The sequence below is a fragment of the Streptomyces sp. NPDC024632 genome (assembly GCF_055559175.1).
In genome coordinates this window covers 227,605-248,159 of sequence record NZ_JBVHLD010000004.1, presented here as the reverse complement: position 1 = coordinate 248,159, position 20,555 = coordinate 227,605, and the positions used below count along the sequence as shown (strand labels likewise).

At 74.3% G+C, this 20,555-nt stretch carries 22 protein-coding genes and 1 pseudogene; 8 read left to right on the top strand and 15 right to left on the bottom strand.

The annotated features are described in order from the left end of the window. Window positions 1-17: 17 nt before the first annotated feature. The 3 genes from ACZ37P_RS10705 to ACZ37P_RS10695 form a co-directional block, all read right to left on the bottom strand. Window positions 18-1,439: a hypothetical protein gene (locus ACZ37P_RS10705; protein ID WP_467346036.1), complete on the bottom strand. Its 1,422-nt coding sequence runs from the start codon at window positions 1,437-1,439 to the stop codon at window positions 18-20. Continuing rightward, complete coding sequence (locus tag ACZ37P_RS10700) at window positions 1,436-2,035, bottom strand: sigma-70 family RNA polymerase sigma factor (RefSeq protein WP_401308476.1); 600 nt, start codon at window positions 2,033-2,035, stop codon at window positions 1,436-1,438. The genes ACZ37P_RS10705 and ACZ37P_RS10700 overlap by 4 nt, the downstream gene beginning before the upstream one ends. A gap of 302 nt (window positions 2,036-2,337) precedes the next feature. Then, window positions 2,338-3,183, bottom strand: a complete 846-nt coding sequence (locus ACZ37P_RS10695; RefSeq protein ID WP_355341518.1) for a helix-turn-helix transcriptional regulator — start codon at window positions 3,181-3,183, stop codon at window positions 2,338-2,340. Window positions 3,184-3,377: 194 nt separating this feature from the next. Between ACZ37P_RS10695 and ACZ37P_RS10690 the strand changes: the two genes are divergently transcribed. Further along, the gene (locus tag ACZ37P_RS10690) at window positions 3,378-4,133 is read left to right on the top strand and encodes an SDR family oxidoreductase (RefSeq protein WP_467346034.1); all 756 of its coding nucleotides are present in this window, start codon (window positions 3,378-3,380) and stop codon (window positions 4,131-4,133) included. A gap of 115 nt (window positions 4,134-4,248) precedes the next feature. Here ACZ37P_RS10690 and ACZ37P_RS10685 read toward each other — a convergent pair whose 3' ends face one another. Then, window positions 4,249-4,410, bottom strand: a complete 162-nt coding sequence (locus ACZ37P_RS10685; RefSeq protein WP_467346215.1) for a hypothetical protein — start codon at window positions 4,408-4,410, stop codon at window positions 4,249-4,251. A 224-nt stretch (window positions 4,411-4,634) separates the two neighbouring features. Continuing rightward, a complete protein-coding gene (locus ACZ37P_RS10680; protein ID WP_401856567.1) occupies window positions 4,635-6,200 on the bottom strand; it encodes a PP2C family protein-serine/threonine phosphatase in 1,566 nt (521 codons plus the stop codon). An 87-nt stretch (window positions 6,201-6,287) separates the two neighbouring features. Between ACZ37P_RS10680 and ACZ37P_RS10675 the strand changes: the two genes are divergently transcribed. From ACZ37P_RS10675 to ACZ37P_RS10665, 3 genes are all read left to right on the top strand, one after another. After that, a complete protein-coding gene (locus ACZ37P_RS10675) occupies window positions 6,288-7,100 on the top strand; it encodes an SAM-dependent methyltransferase (RefSeq protein ID WP_355341512.1) in 813 nt (270 codons plus the stop codon). 121 nt (window positions 7,101-7,221) lie between these two features. Continuing rightward, window positions 7,222-7,749: an NUDIX hydrolase family protein gene (locus tag ACZ37P_RS10670; protein WP_355341772.1), complete on the top strand. Its 528-nt coding sequence runs from the start codon at window positions 7,222-7,224 to the stop codon at window positions 7,747-7,749. 72 nt (window positions 7,750-7,821) lie between these two features. Then, the gene (locus tag ACZ37P_RS10665) at window positions 7,822-8,238 is read left to right on the top strand and encodes a hypothetical protein (RefSeq protein WP_391163094.1); all 417 of its coding nucleotides are present in this window, start codon (window positions 7,822-7,824) and stop codon (window positions 8,236-8,238) included. Here the strand turns inward: ACZ37P_RS10665 and ACZ37P_RS10660 are convergent. The 5 genes from ACZ37P_RS10660 to ACZ37P_RS10640 form a co-directional block, all read right to left on the bottom strand. Next, window positions 8,193-8,549: a hypothetical protein gene (locus ACZ37P_RS10660; RefSeq protein ID WP_467346033.1), complete on the bottom strand. Its 357-nt coding sequence runs from the start codon at window positions 8,547-8,549 to the stop codon at window positions 8,193-8,195. The genes ACZ37P_RS10665 and ACZ37P_RS10660 overlap by 46 nt on opposite strands. A gap of 86 nt (window positions 8,550-8,635) precedes the next feature. Continuing rightward, window positions 8,636-9,496: an aminoglycoside adenylyltransferase domain-containing protein gene (locus ACZ37P_RS10655; protein ID WP_467346031.1), complete on the bottom strand. Its 861-nt coding sequence runs from the start codon at window positions 9,494-9,496 to the stop codon at window positions 8,636-8,638. 107 nt (window positions 9,497-9,603) lie between these two features. Further along, window positions 9,604-10,164 (bottom strand): GNAT family N-acetyltransferase, encoded by a 561-nt coding sequence (locus tag ACZ37P_RS10650; protein WP_467346030.1) that lies wholly within the window; start codon window positions 10,162-10,164, stop codon window positions 9,604-9,606. Between the two features lie 133 nt (window positions 10,165-10,297). Then, complete coding sequence (locus ACZ37P_RS10645) at window positions 10,298-11,296, bottom strand: hypothetical protein (protein ID WP_467346028.1); 999 nt, start codon at window positions 11,294-11,296, stop codon at window positions 10,298-10,300. A gap of 140 nt (window positions 11,297-11,436) precedes the next feature. Then, a complete protein-coding gene (locus tag ACZ37P_RS10640; RefSeq protein WP_467346027.1) occupies window positions 11,437-11,724 on the bottom strand; it encodes a hypothetical protein in 288 nt (95 codons plus the stop codon). A gap of 105 nt (window positions 11,725-11,829) precedes the next feature. Here ACZ37P_RS10640 and ACZ37P_RS10635 point away from each other — a divergent pair, with 105 nt between their 5' ends. Continuing rightward, entirely contained in the window at window positions 11,830-12,705 is an 876-nt protein-coding gene (locus ACZ37P_RS10635) for an alpha/beta fold hydrolase (protein WP_467346026.1), read from the top strand. A 26-nt stretch (window positions 12,706-12,731) separates the two neighbouring features. On the opposite strand, the gene ACZ37P_RS10630 is transcribed toward ACZ37P_RS10635, so the two are convergent. Beyond that, a complete protein-coding gene (locus ACZ37P_RS10630) occupies window positions 12,732-13,607 on the bottom strand; it encodes an SDR family oxidoreductase (RefSeq protein ID WP_467346024.1) in 876 nt (291 codons plus the stop codon). Window positions 13,608-13,797: 190 nt separating this feature from the next. On the opposite strand from ACZ37P_RS10630, the gene ACZ37P_RS10625 reads away from it, so the two are divergent. Then, window positions 13,798-14,523 carry a TetR/AcrR family transcriptional regulator gene (locus ACZ37P_RS10625; RefSeq protein ID WP_467346023.1) on the top strand — a complete coding sequence of 242 codons (726 nt, stop codon included), beginning with the start codon at window positions 13,798-13,800 and terminating at the stop codon, window positions 14,521-14,523. 109 nt (window positions 14,524-14,632) lie between these two features. On the opposite strand, the gene ACZ37P_RS10620 is transcribed toward ACZ37P_RS10625, so the two are convergent. Further along, window positions 14,633-15,088 carry a hypothetical protein gene (locus ACZ37P_RS10620; RefSeq protein WP_391045956.1) on the bottom strand — a complete coding sequence of 152 codons (456 nt, stop codon included), beginning with the start codon at window positions 15,086-15,088 and terminating at the stop codon, window positions 14,633-14,635. A gap of 100 nt (window positions 15,089-15,188) precedes the next feature. Between ACZ37P_RS10620 and ACZ37P_RS10615 the strand changes: the two are divergent. Together ACZ37P_RS10615 and ACZ37P_RS10610 are read left to right on the top strand one after the other, a co-directional pair. Then, window positions 15,189-15,536: pseudogene (locus ACZ37P_RS10615) on the top strand (MerR family transcriptional regulator); the annotation flags it as partial. Window positions 15,537-16,449: 913 nt separating this feature from the next. Next, window positions 16,450-18,396: a protein kinase family protein gene (locus tag ACZ37P_RS10610; RefSeq protein WP_467346021.1), complete on the top strand. Its 1,947-nt coding sequence runs from the start codon at window positions 16,450-16,452 to the stop codon at window positions 18,394-18,396. Between the two features lie 161 nt (window positions 18,397-18,557). Here ACZ37P_RS10610 and ACZ37P_RS10605 read toward each other — a convergent pair whose 3' ends face one another. From ACZ37P_RS10605 to ACZ37P_RS10595, 3 genes are all read right to left on the bottom strand, one after another. Next, window positions 18,558-19,193, bottom strand: a complete 636-nt coding sequence (locus tag ACZ37P_RS10605; protein WP_401856370.1) for a DUF1345 domain-containing protein — start codon at window positions 19,191-19,193, stop codon at window positions 18,558-18,560. A 149-nt stretch (window positions 19,194-19,342) separates the two neighbouring features. Beyond that, window positions 19,343-19,636, bottom strand: a complete 294-nt coding sequence (locus ACZ37P_RS10600; RefSeq protein ID WP_355341469.1) for a DUF1905 domain-containing protein — start codon at window positions 19,634-19,636, stop codon at window positions 19,343-19,345. Window positions 19,637-19,715: 79 nt separating this feature from the next. Continuing rightward, a complete protein-coding gene (locus tag ACZ37P_RS10595; protein WP_355341769.1) occupies window positions 19,716-20,540 on the bottom strand; it encodes an ECF transporter S component family protein in 825 nt (274 codons plus the stop codon). Window positions 20,541-20,555: the final 15 nt, after the last annotated feature.

The following is a 20,555-nucleotide window of genomic DNA, read 5'->3' as shown; positions in this document are numbered from 1 at the left end:
CAACGGTCGGTCGGCGGTCAGTCGCCGCGCGGGGCGGGCGCGGTGGTCACGGCTCCCGAGCCCACGGACTCGGCGTCGGGTGTCCCGGCTCCGCCCGCGGGCTCACCGGCGGCGGGTCCGGTGCGGGCGCGTCCCCCCGGCGGGGTCGCGCCGGATCCGGGCCCGGCGGCGGCCGACGCCGAGACGCCGACCGGGCCCGACTCGGCTTCGCCACCGCCGCGTTGACGGGGCGTCACCTGGGCGTGGCCGCCGCCCCGCGCGAATTCTGTGGACGGCGCGCTCGCGGCGGACACCGCGGAGACGCCCACCGTGCCCGGCTCCTCGGCCCGTTCGACGTGCGCGTGCGGTGCCGGGGCGCGGACGGGCGCGGCCAGCGGCGGCGGTTCGTACGGCGGCAGCGACCCGATCGCGGCGGCCACCGCGCGCGGCACGGAGGTCGCCCGGACCCGCAGCGGTGTGCCGTGCACGGTGAGCAGTCCGTCGCGGTCCACGTCCAGCAGCCGGGCGCGGCCGTGCGTCCTGCCGTACGCCAGCACGCGCGGTCCCGCGGCGCCCGCGAGGTCGGCGGCGTCGGGGAGCGGGCCCTGGCAGACCACGAAGGCGGGGCCTTCGTGGGTGTCGCTCCACCGGGCGGCGTCGCGCAGCGCCTGGGCGACGGGCGGCCCCGCGTGCCGGGGGTGCACGCCGTCGGCGACGGTGACGGCGCCGGGCGGCAGCCGCCGGTCGAGCTGGGCGGCGAGCGCGTGGACGAGCGGGCGGGCGACGCGTTCGTCACCGTCCAGCGAGGTGACCGGCGCGCCCGAGGCGAGGTCGAGGAAGACCGCGCGGTCCCCCTCGACGCCGACGGCAGCGATCAGTACGGGCGGTGCGACCGGCCCCTGCTCCCAGCCGGCGCCGTCCCCGAGGGCCAACCGGCCCGCGAGTCCGGCGGGTTGGAGGTCGTGCCACTCCTCGTACGCGCTCCACCACACGCGCGGGTCGCGGTCGTCGGCGACCCACGGCGGCGGCGGTTCGGGGACGTCCCGGCCCGCGACGAGGACCCCGACGAGACCGTCGTCGGTCCCGTCGCCGACCAGCACGCCGTACGGGCGGCAGCGGTCGGGGGCGGCGGCGTGGGCGGCGCGCAGCGCGCGCTCCCCGGTCCGCCAGACGCCGGGGTCGTCCAACAGGCGTCCCAGCAGCCGGAGTTGGCGCCGGTAGCGGACCCACCCGCGCAACGGCGCGGTGAAGGCGTTCGCGGTGAGGCGGCTCTCGCGGCGCACCCAGCGGCGCACCACGCGCCATCCGCCGATCCGGCGGACCGACCGGTTGGTGAGGACCAGCACGGCGATGACCAGGCCGAGGACGCCCAGCACCGTGCAGATGGCGCCCCGGTGGTCGGTGAACACCTGGAGGGGCCCGCCCGCCAGCTCGACGACGGCCGGTCGCGGACGGGTCATGCGGCCGTCTCCTCGTTCTCCAGCACACCCAGCTCGCGGCGCAGCGAGCGGATCGCGTGGTGGGTACGGGACTTGACGGTCCCGCGGGGTATCCCGAGGACGTCGGCGACCTCTTCGCTGCCGCGTCCGTAGATATGCACGTGCACCAGTACCTCGTGGTGCGCGTAGGGCAGTCGCCGCATGGCCTGTTGCAGCCACCGCCGGTCCACCACGCGGTCGGCGAGGTCGTCCCAGTCGGCGGTGTCGGGGCGGACGTCGGCCGCGCTGCCGACGGGTATCGCGCGGTCCTTGCGCCAGGTGTCGACGGCCAGATTGTGCGCGATCCTGAACAGCCAGGGCCTGATCGGCCTCTCCTGCCAGTCCAGTTGATCGGCCCTCAGCCACGCCCGCAGCAGGGTCTCCTGCACGACGTCCTCGGCGTGCCGCAGGTCGGGGGCGAGCAGCTTCGCCACGTACCGCAGCAGCGCCTCGCGTTCGCCGCGCAGCCGGGCGGCGGCCAGTTCACCGCCCGCGACGGAAGGGCCGGTTAAGCCGCCCGCCTCGCCGGAGACCTCACCGCCTGACAGTGCGTCAGGAAGATCCTGTGTCGGTTTCACCACAGTTCCCTTTCTGCCTGCCAGCTCTCCCGATCACAGTAGGCGGCCGGTCGTCACCGTCCGAGAACCCCTGATGAACACCGCGCAACAACCACATGACTCCCATGCGAATCAGCTGCCCCGGCGCTAGCGGCCCGCCGAACACCCTCTGAGCTGGGAGGAGTTCGCGGGCACCTGAGACCGGTGCAGGCCGTGCGAAGGAGAGGCCGCCGCGCCGAGGGCGTCCGCGCGCCCTGCCGCGCCCCACGTCCTGCCGCGCCCCGCGCTCTACCGCGCTCTGCCGCGCTCTGCCGCGTCCCGCCCTACCGCGCCGTCATGTCCTGCGTGCCGATAACCGAGAGCAGCTCCAGTTGCTCCGCGCCCTCGGTGCCGGGGGCGGCGCTGAACCAGAGCAGCCGCTGCCGGCCGTCCTCGCTGAACAGGCAGTGGCAGTCCAACTCGATGACGCCCAGCGACGGATGGACGATCCGCTTGTGGTCGGTGCGGCGGAAGGCCACGTCGTGGGCGTCCCACAGAGCGGCGAATTCCGCGCTCTCGCGCCGCAGATGGGCGACCATCCGCGCGACCTCGGTGTCCCGGCCGCGCTGGCCCGCGACCGCCTGGAGGTCGGAGACGAAGACCCGCGAGTGGTGCGGGTGGTCCTCGGGCGGGTAGATCCCGCGCGCCCGCGGATCGGTGAACCAGCGGAAGACGAAGCTGCGGGCGGGGCCGCGTACGGCGGGTGGACGGCCGAGGAGCGCGGCGGCCGGCTCGTTCTGCGCCAGCGTCTCGTGCAGGTCCGAGATGACCTGGGCGGGGGTGGTGGTCAGCCGGTCGAGCAGGCCCAGCAGCGCGGGCTGTACGGGGGCGGCCGAGCCGTGCGCGGAGGGGGGCACGGGCCGCTCGGCGAGGTGGAACAGGTGGTCGCGCTCGTCCGTGGTCAGCCGCAGCGCCCTGGCCAGCGCGGCCAGCGTCTGGGCCGAGGGCTGGGCGCCGCGGCCCCGCTCCAGCTCGGTGTAGTAGTCCGCGGAGAGCCCGGCGAGCTGGGCGACCTCCTCGCGGCGCAGCCCCGGCACCCGCCGCCGCGGCCCGGCGGGCAGCCCCACGGCGTCCGGCCGTATCCGGTCGCGCCGGGTCTTCAGGAACGCCGCCAGCTCGGGAAGATTCACCCCTCCATCGTCACTCGCCGCGCCCGGCGGGGCCAGGCCGCAGCCAGGGGACGGCAACCCCTGGGTGGGCTCAGCCCTGGCTGACCGCGTGGAAGCGACCGACAGTGGGAAGCGGACCGGCCCCCGGCAGGACGTACGAACGCCGGAGCGGTCCTGCCGCCCGACCGCCCCCGTTTCCGTACAGGAGCCCCCCCATGACGACCACCCCCGAAACCCCCGCCCGGCCGCGCGTCGCCGTCGTCACCGGCGGCTCACGCGGCATCGGCCGCCAGGTGGTGACCCGGCTGGCCGCCGACGGCCACGCCGTGGTGATCGGCTACGCGGGCAACCGCGGCCTGGCCGAGGCCGCCGTCGAGGAGGTGACCGCGGCCGGTGGCCGGGCGCTCGCCGTCCAGGCCGACATCGCCGACGAGACGGCCGCCGCGGCGCTCTTCGACGCCGCCGAGTCCGCGTACGGCGGTGTCGACGTCGTCGTGCACGCCGCCGGGCGCATGGCGCTGTCGACCGTGGCCGAGCTGGACCTGGCCGAGCTGGACGCGATGCACCGCACGAACATCCGCGGCACCTTCGTCGTCGCCCAGCAGGCCGCCCGCAGGGTGCGCCCCGGCGGCGCCGTGGTCACCTTCTCCACGTCCGTGCTGGGCCTGTCCTTCCCCGGATACGCCGGTTACGCCGCCAGCAAGGGCGCGGTCGAGGCGGTGACGCTGATCCTCGCCCGCGAGCTGCGCGGCCGGGACGTCACCGTCAACGCGGTGGCGCCAGGCCCCACCGCGACCGACCTGTTCCTCGACGGCAAGGACGAGGAGACCGTCGCCCGCCTGGCCGCCCAGCCCCCGCTGGAGCGGCTCGGCACCCCCGCCGACATCGCCGAGGTCGTCGCCTTCCTCGCCTCCCCGGCCGGTCACTGGGTCAACGGCCAGGTCGTCCGCGCCAACGGCGGCATCGTCTGACCGGCCCCTTCGAGCGGGCGTCGCGCGCGGCCGTACGGCCTCGGGCCCCGGCGACCAGGCCCGTCGCGTACGGCCGCGCGTACACACACACGGCCGTACGGCCTCGGGCGCGCGGTCAGCCGATGACCGGGCCCGAGGCGACGCGCCCGTCGCCGCCGCGGTTCAGCCATGCCGAGATCTCGCCGCCCGCGGCGATCAGGATGGAGTCGGCCTTCCCGTCGCCGTCGAAGTCGGCGCAGCGGACGTGGCTCGCCTCGGCCGTCGGTCCCGTGGCGATCTGGCCGAGCGGGGCCGTGGAGACACCCGCCGGTGCGCGACGGCGCGCCGGGCGCCACCGGGCGCTTCACGCAAAGCGCGCCCGCGCGCCTTTCCCGGTATCAGGCCGCCGTGTCAGCCCGCTGGTACGACCGTCAGCACGACCGCCGGAAGCGCCTCACGGAATCCGGCCGCGCGCCAGGCACCGTCAGACGGACGCCCCTTCACGACAAGCGCGCCCGCGGCCTATCCCGGTGTCAGCGCTGCCAGCAGGACCGTGCGGTCGTCCGTGGTGGCGTCGGCGGGCGGGTCGCGGAGGAGGGTGTCGCAGAGGGACTGCAACTGCTCCTGGCCGACGTCGACTTCGGCCAGTGCGGCGGCCTCGGCGGCGGCGCGGGCGGTGGCGCCGCCAACGGGACCCGTACCGGGGCCGGTTGGGGCGCGGTCCGCACCGTCGGCACCGATGGCCGGGCCGCCCGGCGCCCGTTCGCCTATGCCGTGGTCGAGGGAGCGGGCGAGCCGGGCGATACCGGCGTCGATGTCGGAGCGGCGGCTCTCGATCAGGCCGTCGCTGTAGAGCAGCAGGAGCGTGGGCTGGTGGATCTCCAGCACCGAGGGCTCGGCGCTCCAGGCGCTGAGCCCCAGCGGCAGTCCTGCGCCGAGCGGGACGGGGCGGGCGGCCTCGCCCGGTGCGCGGATCAGCGGCGGCGGGTGGCCCGCGCCGACGACGGTGCAGGTGTGCTGTTCCGCGTCCCACTCGGCGTACACACAGGTGGCGAAGGAGGCGTCGGGGGTGTCGGCGGCGAGGGCGTCGAGCCGGTGCAGCAGTTCACGCGGATCGGTGTCCAGCGCGGCCAACGTCCGTGCGGCAGTGCGCAGTTGGATCATCGCGACGGCGGCTTCCGGGCCGTGTCCCATGGCGTCGCCGACGATCAGGCCGACCCGGCCGCCGGGCCTGGGCAGGACGTCGAACCAGTCGCCGCCGATGATGTCGTGCGGGCCCGCGGGCCGGTAGTCGTGGGCGACGCGGCAGCCCTCGAAGGTCCGGTCGGTGTCGGGCAGCATGCTCCTGCGGATGGCCAGCGCGGTACGGCGCTCGTGCTCGTATCGGCGGGCGTTGTCCAGGGCGACCCCGGCCCGCGCGGCCAGCGACTCGACGCCCGCCATGTCCTCCAGGCCGAACGGCGGCAGGTGCGGGCCGCGGGTGCAGGCGATGAAGCCGATCACGGCGCTCTGGAGGCGTATGGGGACCACGAGGAAGGACGCGGTGCGTAACAGGTCGTGGATGCGGGCGTCGCCGCGTCCCGAGGCGGCGAGCCGGTCGAAGGTGTGGGTGTCGACCGCGTCGAGCAGTTGGGCGTGGCCGGTGGCGAGCGCGCGGGCGTACGGGGTCTGGCGCGGGAAGACCAGCACCTCGTCGATCGGCAGGACGCCTTCGGTGCTCTCGGCCGCCGCCGCGCCCATCCGCAGCGCGAGCCGCCTGGCCTCGATCTGCGGCGGATCGGCGGACGTCCCCGCGCTCTCGTCGACGAGCCAGCGCTCCAGCAGATAGACGGAGGCGGCGTCGCAGAATCCGGGCGCCATCGCGTGGACGACATGGTTTCCGGTCATATGCAGATCGAGCGCGGAACCGATGACATCGGCCGCTGGACCGACCGCCAGCCGCCCGCGGCGCGGGGGCGGCGGCTTCTCGCGGAACGCGGAAGCGGCCCCCGGCGCGTCCTCGAGGGCGCTGTCCTCGGGCTGTTCGTGCGCTTCGTGTCGCAGGGTCGTGCCTTCCGCCGAGCCGTTGCGGCGGGCGGCCGAAACCACCCGGTGGAGACGTACGCACCCCGCAGCGCCCCGTCACCAGGATTCTATGATGACCGTTCAAGACGCGGCCGTCGAAAGGGACTTGTCGTGAGCGGACGCAAAGATGTCCCGGAGGGCGTGGATCCGGCCAAGGCGAGCGTGGCGCGGATCTACGACGCGATGCTCGGCGGGGAGCACAATTTCGCCATAGACCGGGAGGCGTTGGCCGCTTTCACCGCCATCGACCCGCAGGTGCGGGCGCTGGCGCGGGCGAACCGGGCCTTCCTGGGCCGGGCGGTGCGCTATCTGGTCGACGCGGGCGTCCGGCAGTTCGTCGATCTGGGCTCCGGCATCCCCACGCAGGGCAACGTCCACGAGGTCGCGCAGTCGATCGCGCCGGGCACGCGGGTGATCTACGTGGACAACGATCCGGTGGCCGTCGCGCACAGCGCGTCGCTGCTCGCGGACAATCCGGACGCCGACATCGTGAGCGCGGACATCCGGCGGCCCGACGACGTACTGAACTCGCCGCAGCTACGGAAGCTGATCGACTTCAACCAGCCGGTCGCCGTCCTGATGATCACGATCCTGCACTTCATCACGCACGCGGAGGACCCCGAGGGGCTGGTCGCCGCCTACCGCGACGGGCTGCCCGAGGGGAGCTGGCTCGCGCTGAGCCACGCGACCGACCAGGACCGCCCCGGCACCGCCGCCGCCGTCGGCCAGCTCTACCGGTCGAAGGCCACCTCTCCGGTCACCGCCCGCTCCCACGACCAGATCGCCGCGCTCTTCACCGGCTTCGACCTGGTCCCGCCGGGACTGGTCTACGTCCCGCTGTGGCGCCCCGATCCGGCCGACGAAATCCCGGACAATCCCTCGGAGTTCTGGGTCTACGCGGGCGTGGGCCGCAAGAGCGGCTAGAGCGGCGGATCGCGGCGGGCCCGGCAACCGCGCAGGTCCGGACAGCGGACCGCGCGGGTCCGGTTCGGCTCCCGGGCCTGTGCGCGGGCGGGTGGCGACGTACGATCAGCGGATGGCTGACATGACCGAAACCACGCCCGGCTGGCTGGCTCCCGACGAACTGGAGCTGACGCGCGCACGTATGCCGATCCTGTATGTCGACGCCGTGCCGGTGCGGGTGGACGACAGCGGGGAAGTCACCCACATCGGGCTGCTGCTGCGCATCGGGCCCGACGGGACGATCAGCCGCACGCTGGTGTCGGGCCGGGTGCTGCACCACGAGCGGGTCCGCGACGCGCTGCTGCGGCATCTGGAGAAGGACCTCGGCCCGGTGGCGCTGCCCCGGATCCCGGCCTCCCCGCAGCCGTTCACCGTTGCCGAGTACTTCCCGACCGAGGGGGTCACCGCGTACCACGACCCCCGGCAGCACGCGGTGTCCCTCGCCTACGTCGTACCGGTCGCGGGCGACTGCCGCCCGCGCCAGGACGCGCTCGACCTGGTGTGGTTCACCCCGCAGGAGGCGTCCTCGCCGCAGCTCCAGCAGGAGATGCCGGGCGGTCGCGGTGTCCTGCTCCGGCAGGCCCTGGCGAGCGTCGGCTGCCTGTCCTGACGGTCCGGTCCCGGCCCGCCGCTCCTGTCATCTGTCAGGAGCGGCGGGCCGTTCCCCTTTCCTACGGTGCTGGTGGCGGCCTCGAAGGGCCGGTTCCGCGAGGAGAGGGAGAGCGACATGGGCAAGGTCATGCGGGGCGTGGCGGCGCTGGCACTTTCGGTGGCGGCCGTCGGGACGGTCGGCGCGGTGCGGGCCGACGCGGCGGGCGGCACGGTCCACGGCTGCCCGTACGGCGCCGTCTGCGTCTACCCGAACGACACGGACTGGGGCAACGACCACCCCAGCTTCGTGTACTGGAGCTACGGCGCCCACAACCTGAGCAATCAGTACGGGTGGCACGACGTGCTCAACAACCAGTCCGGGGGCGCTCGGGCGAGGCTGTGGACGGGCTACAACGGCACCGGCCAGGTCGTCGACGACCTGGTGGCGGGCGGCGCCTGGCACTACGACCTCGGCCCGGTCAACTCCATCACCCTGGACCGCCCCTGACGGCCCGTCAGCCTGCTGACCGGGCCGCCGGGCACGTTCAAAGTCCGCACCAGCCGGTCGAGGTCGGTGTACGCAGTCCGCGCACCGGAGACCGTGCCGGACGTCGCACCGGAGGCCGTACGGGACGTCGTATCGGCGGCTGTGCCCGTCGCGTACGTGTCGGTGTACGGGTGCGACCGGCCGCTCGGCGCCGCTTGGCCCTGCGCTTGCGCCAGCGCCTGGGGGGCCACGGCGCCGAGGTAGGAGCGGGCCCGCGCCTGCCGCTCCTGACAGGTGACAGGGGTCGCCTGTACGGCGGCAGGGCGCGGCACGGGCCAACGGCCGGTCGTGCCGGGATTCCGGGTCGTGACGCCCCCCAGGAGCGGGCTGGGGGGCGACTGCTGGGCGGCGGCGGTCCTCAGAGCCGGTCGGCGTCCGCGATCACGTCCATCACGAACGCGCCGGTCAGCCGGAGCCGCCGCGCCCGGTCGGCGAGGTCCGGGTCGCGGGCGAGCCCGGCCGGAAGCGGCTCAGCGCGGCGGTGGGCGAGGGCCGTGCGGATCAGCGGGTGCCAGCGCGGCGCGAAGGTGTCCAGGGCGTACTCCCCCGCGCCCTCCTTGGAGACGATGTCCCCGGTGGCGACCGTGCGGTGCAGCCGGGACACCCCGAGCGCGCCCCAGGTGGTGAGCGAGCGTCCCGCCGAGCGCGCCGCGACCAGCGGCTTGCCGGGCGTCTTCCCGGCCAGCGCCTTCTCGGCCCAGGGGTGCCAATAGCCGTGCAGATTTTCCAGATTCCACGCGCGCAGGCGTTCCGGTTCCGGGTCGAGCCCGAGGGCGCCGGGGGCCGGGCCGCGCAGCGGGATGCCGCGTTCGCGCAGCACCTTCCACACCACAGGGTTGACGTCGAAGGCACGGCCGCGCGCGAAGGAGTTCCCGGTGTGCGAGGCCAGCGGGCGGATGGCCGTCACCGGTTGGCGGAGGTCGGCGGCCGACACGTAGACCGCGTTCACCGTGCCGGGGACCGTCACCCGCGCCCGCAGCAGCGCCCGTACGACGGGGGTGGCGTTGCCGACCGGGTGCAGCACCCGCAGCCGCCGGAGGTCCCCCGCCGTGAAGCCGCCGTCCACCGCCACGACGACGTCGATGTCGCTGCCGCCCGCGCGCCACGCCCCGAGCGCGGCCGAGCCGACCACGTAGAAGTGGGTGATCCGGCCCGGCAGCAGCCGGTCGGCGACGGACAGATAGCGGCGGGTGAGGCGGGCGGCGTCGGGATGGAGCATTCGGGGAGTCTGCCACGGGTGCCCCGGGGCCGCGGTGCGCTGCCGGCCCGGCGTCCGGTACGAGGACGGCGGGCGGGCGGTCAGCGGGCGGTCGATCGGTCGGTCGGTCAGCGGGCGTCCCGCCCGGCGACGCGCCACTCCGGTGCGAGGATCGACCAGACCTCGGCGTCCTGCCGTACGCCCCGGTAGAGGTAGGTGGCGCGCAGCAGCCCTTCGCGGGTCATGCCGAGCCGCTTGGCGACGTTGACGCTCGGTGTGTTCTTGGGCGACACCATCCACTCCACGCGGTGGATGCCGCGTTCGTACACCGCCCAGTCGATGATGACGCGGGCCGCCCGGGTGACCAACCCCCGTCCGGCGGCGGCCGGTTCGAGCCAGCAGCCCACCTCGCAGTTGCCCGCCGCCGCGTCGAAGACCTTGAACAGGACACCGCCGACGAGCAGTCCGTCGAGCCAGATGCCGTAGAGGCGGCCCGCGTCGGCCGCCGTCTTGTCGGCGTACGACTGGAGCCAGTTCCGCGCCGAGTCCAGGTCGGCGGTGGCGTCGGCCAGGCCGATGTGCTGTCCGACGTACTCGCGCCCGCGGTCCATGTGGGCGAGGAACTCCTCGGTCCGCCACGGCTCCAGCGGGCGCAGCTCGGCGTCGTCTCCCAGGGAAATCGCGAACATCTCGTCCTCCACGTCGGCATCGCACAGCGGCGCCGCTCCACGGCACGCGCCCCCGCAGACCTACCGCAAAGGGAGCCGCCGCGACCAGCGGTTTTCGCCCGGCGCGGGTCCGTACCCCTTCGGACGTACGGGGTCAGCGGTCGGCGCGGGCGCGCCAGGCGAGGAACGGGACCAGGGGCGACTGGCCGTCCAGGTAGATCCAGGGCATCTCGGTGGCCCGGTCCCCGAGGACCTGGAACAGCGGACGCGCGAGGCGGAGGTCCCCGGCGAGCGCGAAGGTCATCGCGAAGGTGTTGAAGGCCAGCGGCCAGTCCCGGCGGCGTACGAAGTCCGGGTGGTAGACCGAGCGCGCGGCGGCCTCGTTGACGGCGCGGACCACGTCGGCGTCGGCCAGATACGGCGACTCCGCGTCGCCGCCGAGTGCCAGCCACTCCTCCAGGTGGGCCTGGGCGACGAGGTGGCCCATCGGGCTACCGGCGGGGGCCGCCAGCATCGACTCGCGGGCGAAGGCGTGCGTCCGGGCCCACGAGCCGCCCCACTTCGGGCAGAGCTGCTGCACGTGCTGCCGGTGGGCGGCGACATGGCCGGGCGAGCGGCGGCAGGTCGCCGCGAAGCGGCGCTCCGCGACATCGGATCCGACGCCGAGACCGCGCCCGGTGATCTGGAGGAAGTACCAGGGCGCCGCCCAGTTCGGCTCGCGCTCGGCCGCCTCCAGCAGGTGGTCCTCGGCGACGGTCAGCCGGGCCCGGAAGAGCTCCCACTGCTCGTCCGACACGTATCGCGCCGCGAAACCCGTACGGGCGTGCCAGGCCCAGGCGACATGCCGGGCGCCGGAGACCAGCAGCGGCAGCGCGTCGTCCGGCTCGGCGGCGATCACGTCGCCGATCCACCGCTCCACCCCGGCGACGCTCTGCACGCCCTCCAGCAGGAAGGTCAGGTCCTCGCCGTCCGTCGCGGCGGCCAGTCGCGCGCGGATCAGCGGCCACTGCTCGACGCCCTCGCGCGCCGCCGCCCGGATCTCGGCGAGCCGCGCGTCACCGTAGGACAGGTCGATGCCGGGGACCCGCTTGCGGCGCAGCAGGAAGGTCTCCCCCTCCGCGCGGCGCACCCTCAAGAGGCTGGTCCAGGACATACGACGCAGAATACGCCGGGCGCCCGATCGTCGCCGGTCCGGTGGCCCCCTCCCGCCGGTCCGGTGGCCGCCTCTCGCCGGTACGTCACCGGTCCGGTGGCCGCCCTCGCACGCTCCTCGCCCGGTGCGGCCCGCACGGCTCATCCGGCCCCTGGACGTACGGCGACCCCGGCCGGTCCGGCACGGCGCGGCCCCTGTCCGGGACCCGCGGACCGCGCCCGCGCCACCGGCGGATGCGTCCATTTCGGGGTCCAGGTGTCGGACGCCCGGCCGTCCGGCGCGGTGCCGCGCAGGTGGCGGCGCAGGGCGGCCAGCACCGGATGCGGGTTGTCGGCGCGCCGGACCAGCGAGTGCGGGTCCGTCGCGGCCTGCTGGAACCGTCTCGCGTCGCTGACGGCGACGAAGGTGCGTACGGCGTCGAGATCCACGCCGACCGACGCTGCTCGCGGGGTACGACGCTCCCGCTCCCCGGCGGACGGCCGCCGCCGGAACCCGGTTGCCCCCGTCCCGAGGCCGCTGCCACAGTCGTCGCCATGACCGCCGACTCCACCGCGACCGCCACGACCGCCACGAGTTCTTTCACCGCGCCCGACGGGACCCGGCTCGCGTACCACGCTCTCGGCGAGGGGCCGCCGCTGATCTGCCTGCCCGGGGGTCCGATGCAGGACAGCGCGTATCTCGGGGATCTCGGCGGTCTCGCCGCGCACCGGCGGTTGATCCTGCTGGACCCGCGGGGCACCGGCGGCTCGGCGGTCCCCCAGGACACCGGCTCCTACCGCTGCGACCGGCTCGTGGACGACGTGGAAGCCCTCCGCGTCCATCTGGGCCTTGACCGGGCGGATCTGCTCGGGCACTCCGCCGGTACGAATCTGGCCGTGCTGTACGTCGCCCGCCATCCCGAACGCGTCGGGCGGCTCGCGCTGATCACGCCGAGCGTCCGGGCGGTCGATGTCCCGGTCACCGGGGACACGCGGCGCGGAACGGCGCTGCTGCGCGAGGGCGAGCCGTGGTTCCCGGCCGCTTTCGCCGCGCTGGAGGCGGTCGTCGCGGGCAAGGGCGACGCCGGGACGTTCCGGGCCGTCGACCCCTTCTTCTACGGGCGTTGGGACGACGCGGCCCGCGCGCACCGGGACGCGGGCGAGGCGCGCAGGAACGCGGAAGCCGGGGAGGTCTTCGGTTCCGAGGGCGCCTTCGACCCGGCCGCCACCCGCGCGGCCCTGGCGCGTTTCACCTCCCCCGTCCTCGTACTGGCCGGGGAGGTCGACCTCAACACCCCGCCCTCCGCCGCGGCCGAGGTCGCCGGTCTGTTCCCGCGCGCCGAGTCGGCCGTCCAGCCCGCCGCCGGTCACTTCCCCTGGCTCGACGACCCGGCGCGTTTCGTGTCGACCGTGGCGGCCTTCCTGCGCTGACGAGCACGCGGCCGAGACGTCGGCCGTCAGGCAGCGGACGTGATCGCCTCGTCGAGTACGTCCCTGAACGGCGTCGGCGGGCGGCCGATCAAGGTGGCGAGCGCCGGGTCGACCGCGGTGAACTCGCCCTGCCTGCCGGCCGCGAACATCCCGAGGAGCAGTTCCGCCTGCGCGGGTGAGGCGCCGTGCCCGACGAGGAGGTCCCGGTACTCGTCGTCGCCGATGACGACGCGCTTGACCGGGCGCCCGGACAGTTCGGCGGCGGTCTCCGCGACGTCGGCGAGATCGAGCGCTTCGGAGCCGGTGAGCGGCGCGGTCGGACCCGACGGGCGTACGGACCGGTCGTCGGCGGTCAGCACGCGCGCGGTGGCCTCGGCGAGGTCGGCATGGGCCGTCCAGGAGATGGGGCCGTCCTCCGGCGCGGCCAGCTCGCCCGTGCGCACGGCGGCGCCGAGCAGCATGATCGCCGAGCTGGCGTAGTAGCCGTTGCGCAGGGACGTCCACGGCACGCCCGAGTCGCGCAGCGCCGCCTCGGTGGCGGCGTGGTCGGGCATGGGCGCGAAGAGGGAGGTCGGGCTCGCGCCCATGTGGCTGGTGTAGAGGATGCGGCCGGCCCCGGCTGCCTTGGCTCCGTCGATCGCGGCGTGGTGCATGGCGAGGGCGGCCTCTCCGGTGACGTCGGCCGAGACGATCAGCACCTGCGCGGCGCCCTCGAAGGCGTGCGCGAGGGTCGCCGGGTCCGTGAAGTCGCCCTGCCGTACGCGGACGCCCTTCTCCGCCAGGTCCCGCGCCTTGTCGGGGTCGCGGACGCTGACGCCGATCTCCTCGGCGGGGACGCGGGTGAGCAGCCGGTCGACGACGGCCCGGCCGAGTTTTCCGGTGGCTCCGGTGACGATGATCATGAGGTGTCTCCAGGTGGGTGAGGGTTTGCGCGGCCTCGGCGCACGGGCGACGCGCGGTCGACAGATCGACATGCCGATAGGTGTCGCCGTACCGGTGGCGGCACGAGCAGCATCGAATCACTGCTAACAACTTACACGCTAGCACCGATACCGAATCACCGCTAACACGATTCCTGTTACCGTCGACACCATGAGCGTCGGAGACATCGCCCCTAAGGACGGTCCGCGCGAGCGCATCCTCGCCGCCACCGCCAAGCTGCTCGCCGAGGGCGGCCGGGAGGCCGTGTCGACCCGGGCGGTCGGCGCGGCGGCCGGAGTGCAGGCACCGACGATCTACCGGCTCTTCGGCGACAAGCAGGGCCTGCTCGACGCGGTCGCGGCCGACGGCTTCGCGGCCTACCTGGCCAGCAAGACGGACCTGGAACCCGGCGCGGACCCGGTGGCGGACCTGCGGACCGGCTGGGACCTGCACGTCGGCTTCGGCCTCGCCAACCCGGCGCTCTACCAGGTCATGTACGAGCGGACCAGGGGCTCGGTGCCGCCGACGCCCGCCGAGGTCGCGGGCGTGGCGGTGCTAGCCGGGCACATCCGCCGGATCGCCGAGGCGGGCCGACTGCGCGTGAGCGAGGAACGCGCCTCGCTGCTCGTCCAGGCCGCGGGCCAGGGCATCACCAACACGCTGATCTCCCTGCCGCCCGACCGCCGCGACCCGGAACTGGCCGCCCTGGCCCGCGAAGCGGTCATCGCCGCGATCACCACCGACGCCCCGGCCGCCACCGACCCCGCCTCCGGTCCCGTCACCGCCGCCGTGGCCCTGCGCGCCGTCCTCCCGCGGACCTCCGCCCTCACCGCCACCGAACAAGCCCTCCTGCGCGACTGGCTCGACCGCATCGCCACCGCGAAGCCGCAGCCGTAGCCGTAGCCGTAGCCGTAGCCGTAGGCCGTCCGCGCCCCGAAGGGCCGCCGTGGCTGGCGGCTGGCGGCTGGCGGCTGGCGGCTGGCGGCTGGCGGCTGGCGGCTGGCGATCAACCCAGCCCTGAGCGTTCCGGCCGGGCGGTCCGGTGGTCGACGGCGGGGCGCAGCCAGGGCGTGAGTTGGACGATTCCCCAGGTGGCCTCGGCGGCGAGGAACAGCCACAGGATCCGCGAGGCGCCTTGGGCCAGCGCGTACGCCATCCACGCGGAGAACAGGGTGCGCGCGATGCCGTCGAGCAGGCCGTGTTCGGGCAGGGTCCGTACGATGCGGAGGGCGGCCCAGACGACCACCACAGAGCCCATCAGATTCGCGAACAGGGTCTGCCACACGTCGAGTTCGGGCAGGACGCCCCAGCCGAGCGCGTCGCCCGCCGAGGACAGCGCGTCGTGCACCCGCGCGTAGGTCCACGGTGTGACGAACCCCACGGTGACCGCGAGGTCGTACCAGGCACTCGCGCGTACGACGCGGAGATAGGCGGGGCGTGCGGGGGCGTGGAAACGGATCACGGGGAGGCTCCGGCCGGTTGGGGGGCTCAGCGACGGCCTCACGCTAAACAGTGGAGTACGGTCCAAGGTCAAGCTCATCGGCCGAGGGGGGAGACGCGGCATGCGTATCGGAGAGCTGGCCGCTCAGACCGGGATGACCAGGGACGCGATCCGGTTCTACGAGAAGGTCGGCCTCGTCACGGGCCGACGCCTCACCAACGGCTACCGCGACTTCCCGCCCGAGTCGGTGGCCTGGCTGCACTACGTCCGCACCGCGCAGACGCTCGGATTCTCCCTGGCCGAAATCGCCAGGACCGGCGAGGAGTTGCGCGCGGCACCGGACCCCGCCGTAGCGCTCTCCGCGCTGTTCGAGGAGAAGATCCGCCTCCTCGACGCCCGCATGGCCGAACTCGCCACCCTGCGGGCCGAACTCACCGACCGCGTCGGCACAGGGTGCCCCCTCCGGGCGGTCGAACCGGACGGCGACGGTGCCACGCGCGTGACGGCCCGCCCCCTGGCTCACGCCATCCGGCCAGTCGTCTCAAGGACCGAGTGACACGGTGCCGATGCCAGTGCCGATACGGCGGCAAGGCCCAACCCGGCCGCGCCGAGCGCCTGTTCCGCGCCCGCGCCGTCATCGCCGCCGCCCCGTGCGTACCGTCCGCATCGGGGGACACGCGTAGGCGGGGGATCGGCGAGGCATATGCCCCTGGCTGTCCGGCAAAGGGGGGTGCGGGGGCGGGATGAGGGCCGCCCCGATCTCCCCTTGGTGCCCGGCCACCAGTACCCTCTTGATCCTCACGGCACCTCCTCCACGGTTCCCGGGCGAACCCCGGTCCCCTGTCGGCGTCTTCGGCGCTCGGCCCTCCCGTGGAAGGGGCAGTTCGGGCGGACAGCCGTGACCCCCGGCAGATCGGCCCGGCTGGCGGTGGGAAATCCGAGTACGGAACAGGGCGTCGAGGTGCCGCGCACAGCGGCTCCTCCTCAAGGGGCAGCGCGAGGGGCGGAATCAGGTGGACGACGACAACGGCACGGGCATACCCGGCGAGGACGGCGCGACGGCCGGGGACGGCAAGCCGGCCGGACAGCGGCAGCCGGGCCCGAGGCCCATGGCCCGGGCGCGGAAGGCTGCGGCGCAGCCCCGTAAGCGCGCCCAGGCTCCCGCCCGGGCGGAAGCGGAGCCGGCAGCGGAGACGCCAGCGGACACGGCAGGGAACACGGAGGCGGTGGCGGACGCGCAGCCCGAGGGCACCGCTCAGGAAGCCGCCGCGTCCGAGGCGGCGCCAAAGCCCGCGAAGCCCACGAAGGCCGCGCCGAAGCGCGCTGCCGCAAAGCCCGCCGTGAAGACCGCGGCGGCCGAAGTACCCGCTACCGCAAGCAAGGTGACGGAGCCTCAGAAGCAGCCCGAGGCCGCTCCCATGGCAGCCGCGGCGGCGAAGGCGGCACAGAAGCAGGCGGCGGAGGAGCCCGCCGTGAAGGCCGCCAAGAGCGCGAAGACGGCGGCCAAGGCACCGGCCGGGACTCCGGCGAAGGCACCCGCGAAGGCGCCCGCGAGAACCGCGGCCAAGACGGCGCAGACACGGAAGACCGCGGCGGCGGCCCCGCCCGCGGGCGCGGCGAAGAAGGCGGCGGGGACCAGGCCCCCGGCGAAGGGGCGGAAGACGGCACCGGCCGCTTCGAAGGCGGCACCGTCCCAGGCCGCGACCGAGGCCCCGGAGCCCCAGGAGCCCGCGGCCGGGACGCCGACTCCGGTCAGCAGCACCGGACTTGTCGCCCTCCTCCAGGAGAAGGGCGCGCTCGCGCCCGAGGCGGCGCTCGTCGTCCTCAAGGGCTCGCTGGTCGCGCTCGCCGCAGCCCACGAGGCCGGTGGCGCCCACGGCGACATCGCGCCCGAGAACGTCCTGATCACCCCCGAAGGCGCGGTCCAGCTCGTCGATGCCGAACCGGCGGCTCCCGCCCCGGATCAGGCGGAGGCGAACGCCGAGCCGGACACGCCCGAGAACGTCCTGCTCACTCCCGAAGGCGCGGTCCAGCTCGTCGATGCCGAACCGGCGGCTCCCGCCCCGGATCAGGCGGAGGCGAACGCCGAGCCGGACGCCGTACCCTCCGGCACCCCCTACAGCGCGCCCGAGCGGTGGGCGGGCGCACCGGCGACCGCGGCCTCCGACGTCTACGCGGCGACGGCCGTCTTCCACCAGAGCCTCACAGGCGCGCCGCCGTACGCGGGTGCCACGGCGGCGGAACCGGCGGCCCAGCACACCGAGGCGCCGGTCCCGGCCGAGCAGGCTCCGGAGCCCGTACGGCCGCTGCTCGCACGCGGGTTGGCGAAAAACCCGGCGGAACGGCCGCAGAGCGCGGCCGAGTTCGCCGCCGAGGCCGAGACGGTCGCCGTCGCCGCCTACGGCGAGGACTGGGAGGAGCGCGGGCGCGGTGAACTCACCGCGCTGGTCGTCCTGTTGGCGGCGCCGTCCGGCGATGCGGCGGCGGAAGCGGCCCAGCAGCCGCAGCCCGCCGTACCGGTCGCCGTGGCCGCGCCCGCCGCGTCCGGGGCGGGCGCGCCGCCCGTACCGCCCAAGCACGCGCCCCACCACGCTCCCGCGGGCGGCCCCGAGGCTCCCGCACCCCGCTTCAGCCGACGCGCGAAGGTCCTCGCCGTCGTCGCGGCGGCCGTGATCATCGCGGGCGCGGTGACCGTCACGGCGGTGGCGACCGGCAACAAGAGCGACGACACCCCCGTGGCGGGCCCGACGCCGACCGCCGTCACGTCGCTGACCGCGACGACCCCGACCACCGCGCCCGCCACCCCGTCCCCCACCGTCAGCCTGTCGGCGTCGCCCACGGTCAACGTCTCGCCGACCGGCACACCGACGACGGCGGTCACGCCCAGCAGGACCGTGTCGAGCACGCCCACCGGCACGCCGAGCACACCGAGCACACCGCCCACCACCGCGCCGACCACCCCTTCGGCCGACCCGACGACGACCGGGAAGCCCGCGGCCGGGCCGCACGTGGCGTCCATCGCCGTCACCGGTTTCGACTGCCCGACCGGCAAGCGCCGCACGGCGACCGCCACGGTGTACGTGACCTACGACGGCACCGAGGCGGGCACCTTGCACCTGACGTGGTGGCACAGCGCCACGGGCAAGCCGCAGGGCGCCGTCACGCTGGCCCGGCAGACCGCCCAGTTCCCCAAGGGCGCGCAGAGCTACACCTTCACGGACCGGTACACGTTCACCCCGGACCGCGATCACCCGTACGTCGGGCTGTCCGTCTCCAGCGACCCGGCCGCCGACTCCGGCAACGGCACCTACGGAGTGGGCTGCCGCTGACCCTCCGGCACGTGTCCGGCACCGCGCGGAAGGCGTCGCGCGGTGCCGGACACGTGTCAGTGCGGGCGTCAGGGCGCCGCAGGTGTCAGGACAGTGCAGGGTCAGGACATTGCAGGCGTCAGGCAGGTATCAGGACAGGCGCCAGGGCAAGTGCCGTGCGCTCACCGCGTGAAGATTCCGGCGACGAGGTTGATGGCGGTCGCGAGAATGCTCGTACCGAACAGATACGACAGCAGTGTGTGCCGCAGGACGACCGCGCGGATCGTCGAACTGGAGACGTCGGTGTCGGAGACCTGGTAGGTCATGCCGAGGTTGTAGCTGAAGTAGAAGAAATCGCGGTAGGCCGGGGCCTCGTCCTCGGAGTTGAAATCGATCCCGCCCTCGGACTCCTCGTAATACAGATACGCGTACCGTGCCGCGTACATCAGATGCAGTGCGGCCCAGGCCATGAAGACGCCGATGAGCGCGGTCGCGGCGTGGGCGGTGTCGGAGTTGCCGAGCAGGAACACGACGATGCCGATGAGGCCGCAGAGCGCGACCGCGACGACCACGATCTCCTCGGCGAGCGGTCGCAGGTCCTCGCGCCGCGAATTGCGGCGGGTCGCGGCGGCGTCCATCGGCCACAGCACGCACCAGCCGACCACGACGAAGAACGACTCGGTGGCCGCGATGGCCGAGAGAATTCCCAGCGGCGTGTCGGTCGACGACCCCACGCACGCCCCGACCACCGCCCCGAAGGCGACCGAACCGGCAAGGCGCGGAGCCGCGGACGGCGAAAACCGGATACTCGTACTCACAGGCCGTAACGCTAGTGGTTCACCGCTGTCGGCACGGCAATGGCCGCGCAAAAGTGCCGTGCCGGATCGGCGCCGGGGAATCGGCCCGGGGATTCGGTCCGGGGAATCGGTCCGGGGATTCGGCGGGATTCGGCACGGGATCGCCTTCCCTACGTGTCGAGGCGGACGGTCATCTCCACCGTCACGTCGTCCCCCTCGGAAAGCCCTTCCGGTTTGCGCACGGCGTTCTTGAGCGGCAGCAGATAGCCGCCGTCCTTGGGAAAGAGCGAGGTCGCGAAATCGGTGCCGCCGATCCGGGCCAGCACCGGGATCACCCCCCACCCGTACGAGGCCGTCGTCGCCACCTCGCGGATGTCCGCGGACTCCTCCTCCGGCACGGGCACGAAGTAGTACGGCGCCGGTCCGCGCCACTCCACGACCCGCCCCGCGAACACCAGCTCCACGCCCCCAGCCCCTTCTCCCACGTCCTACGTCCCGCGTCCCGCGCGTCCGTCGGGGACAGCCAGGCTAGACCAGTACGGGTTACGTCTCGTCCGCGCCCGCGCCCGGAGCGGACCCAGCGGGCGGAGGGGGCGGGGCGGGCGGGGCGAAGTGGATGGGGGCGGTGAAGTTGGCGCGGCGGGCGGCGCGGCGGAAGGTGATGAGGGCGGCGGGGCCGGCCAGCAGGATGGCGACGAAGTTGGTGACCGCGCGGCCGGTGTCCCAGCCGAGGGAGGTCGCCACGTCGAAGGCCAGGTAGCGGTGCCACTGCTCGGTGAAGGGCAGGCCCGGCAGGTAGGCGATGGAGCTGCCGGGGTCGAGCGAGAAGGGCCAGAAGGAGAGGTTGAGCAGGAAGCCGAAGAGGTAGCCGGACGCCGAGCCGTAGGCCGCGAGCATCAGGATCTCGGCCCTGCCGCGGGCGCGCGGGAGGAGCCCGGCGAGCATCCCGACGAAGGCGCAGCCGAACATCTGGTACGGCATCCAGGGCCCGACACCGCCGGTGAGCAGCGCGGACGCGAAGAGGGACGTGCAGCCGAGGGTGAAGCCGAAGCCGGGGCCGAAGACGCGGCCCGCGAGCACGAGGACGAAGAAGACGGTCTCGATGCCCGCGGTGCCCGCGCCGAGCGGGCGCAGGGCGGCGTTGACGGCGGACAGCACGCCGAGCATGGCCAGGGCCTTGGCGTCGATGCCGCCGTCGGCGATCTGGGCGAAGACCACGGCCAGTACGAGGATCAGCAGGACGCCGAAGATCAGCGGCGGCGCGTAGGAGGTGCCGAAGCGGCCGGGGGCGACGACGAAGGGCCAGAAGAAGGCGACCAGGCCGATGAAGGCGGCCAGGACGATGGTGACGACGGCCGTCGCGTGCATCCGGACGGCGGTGGT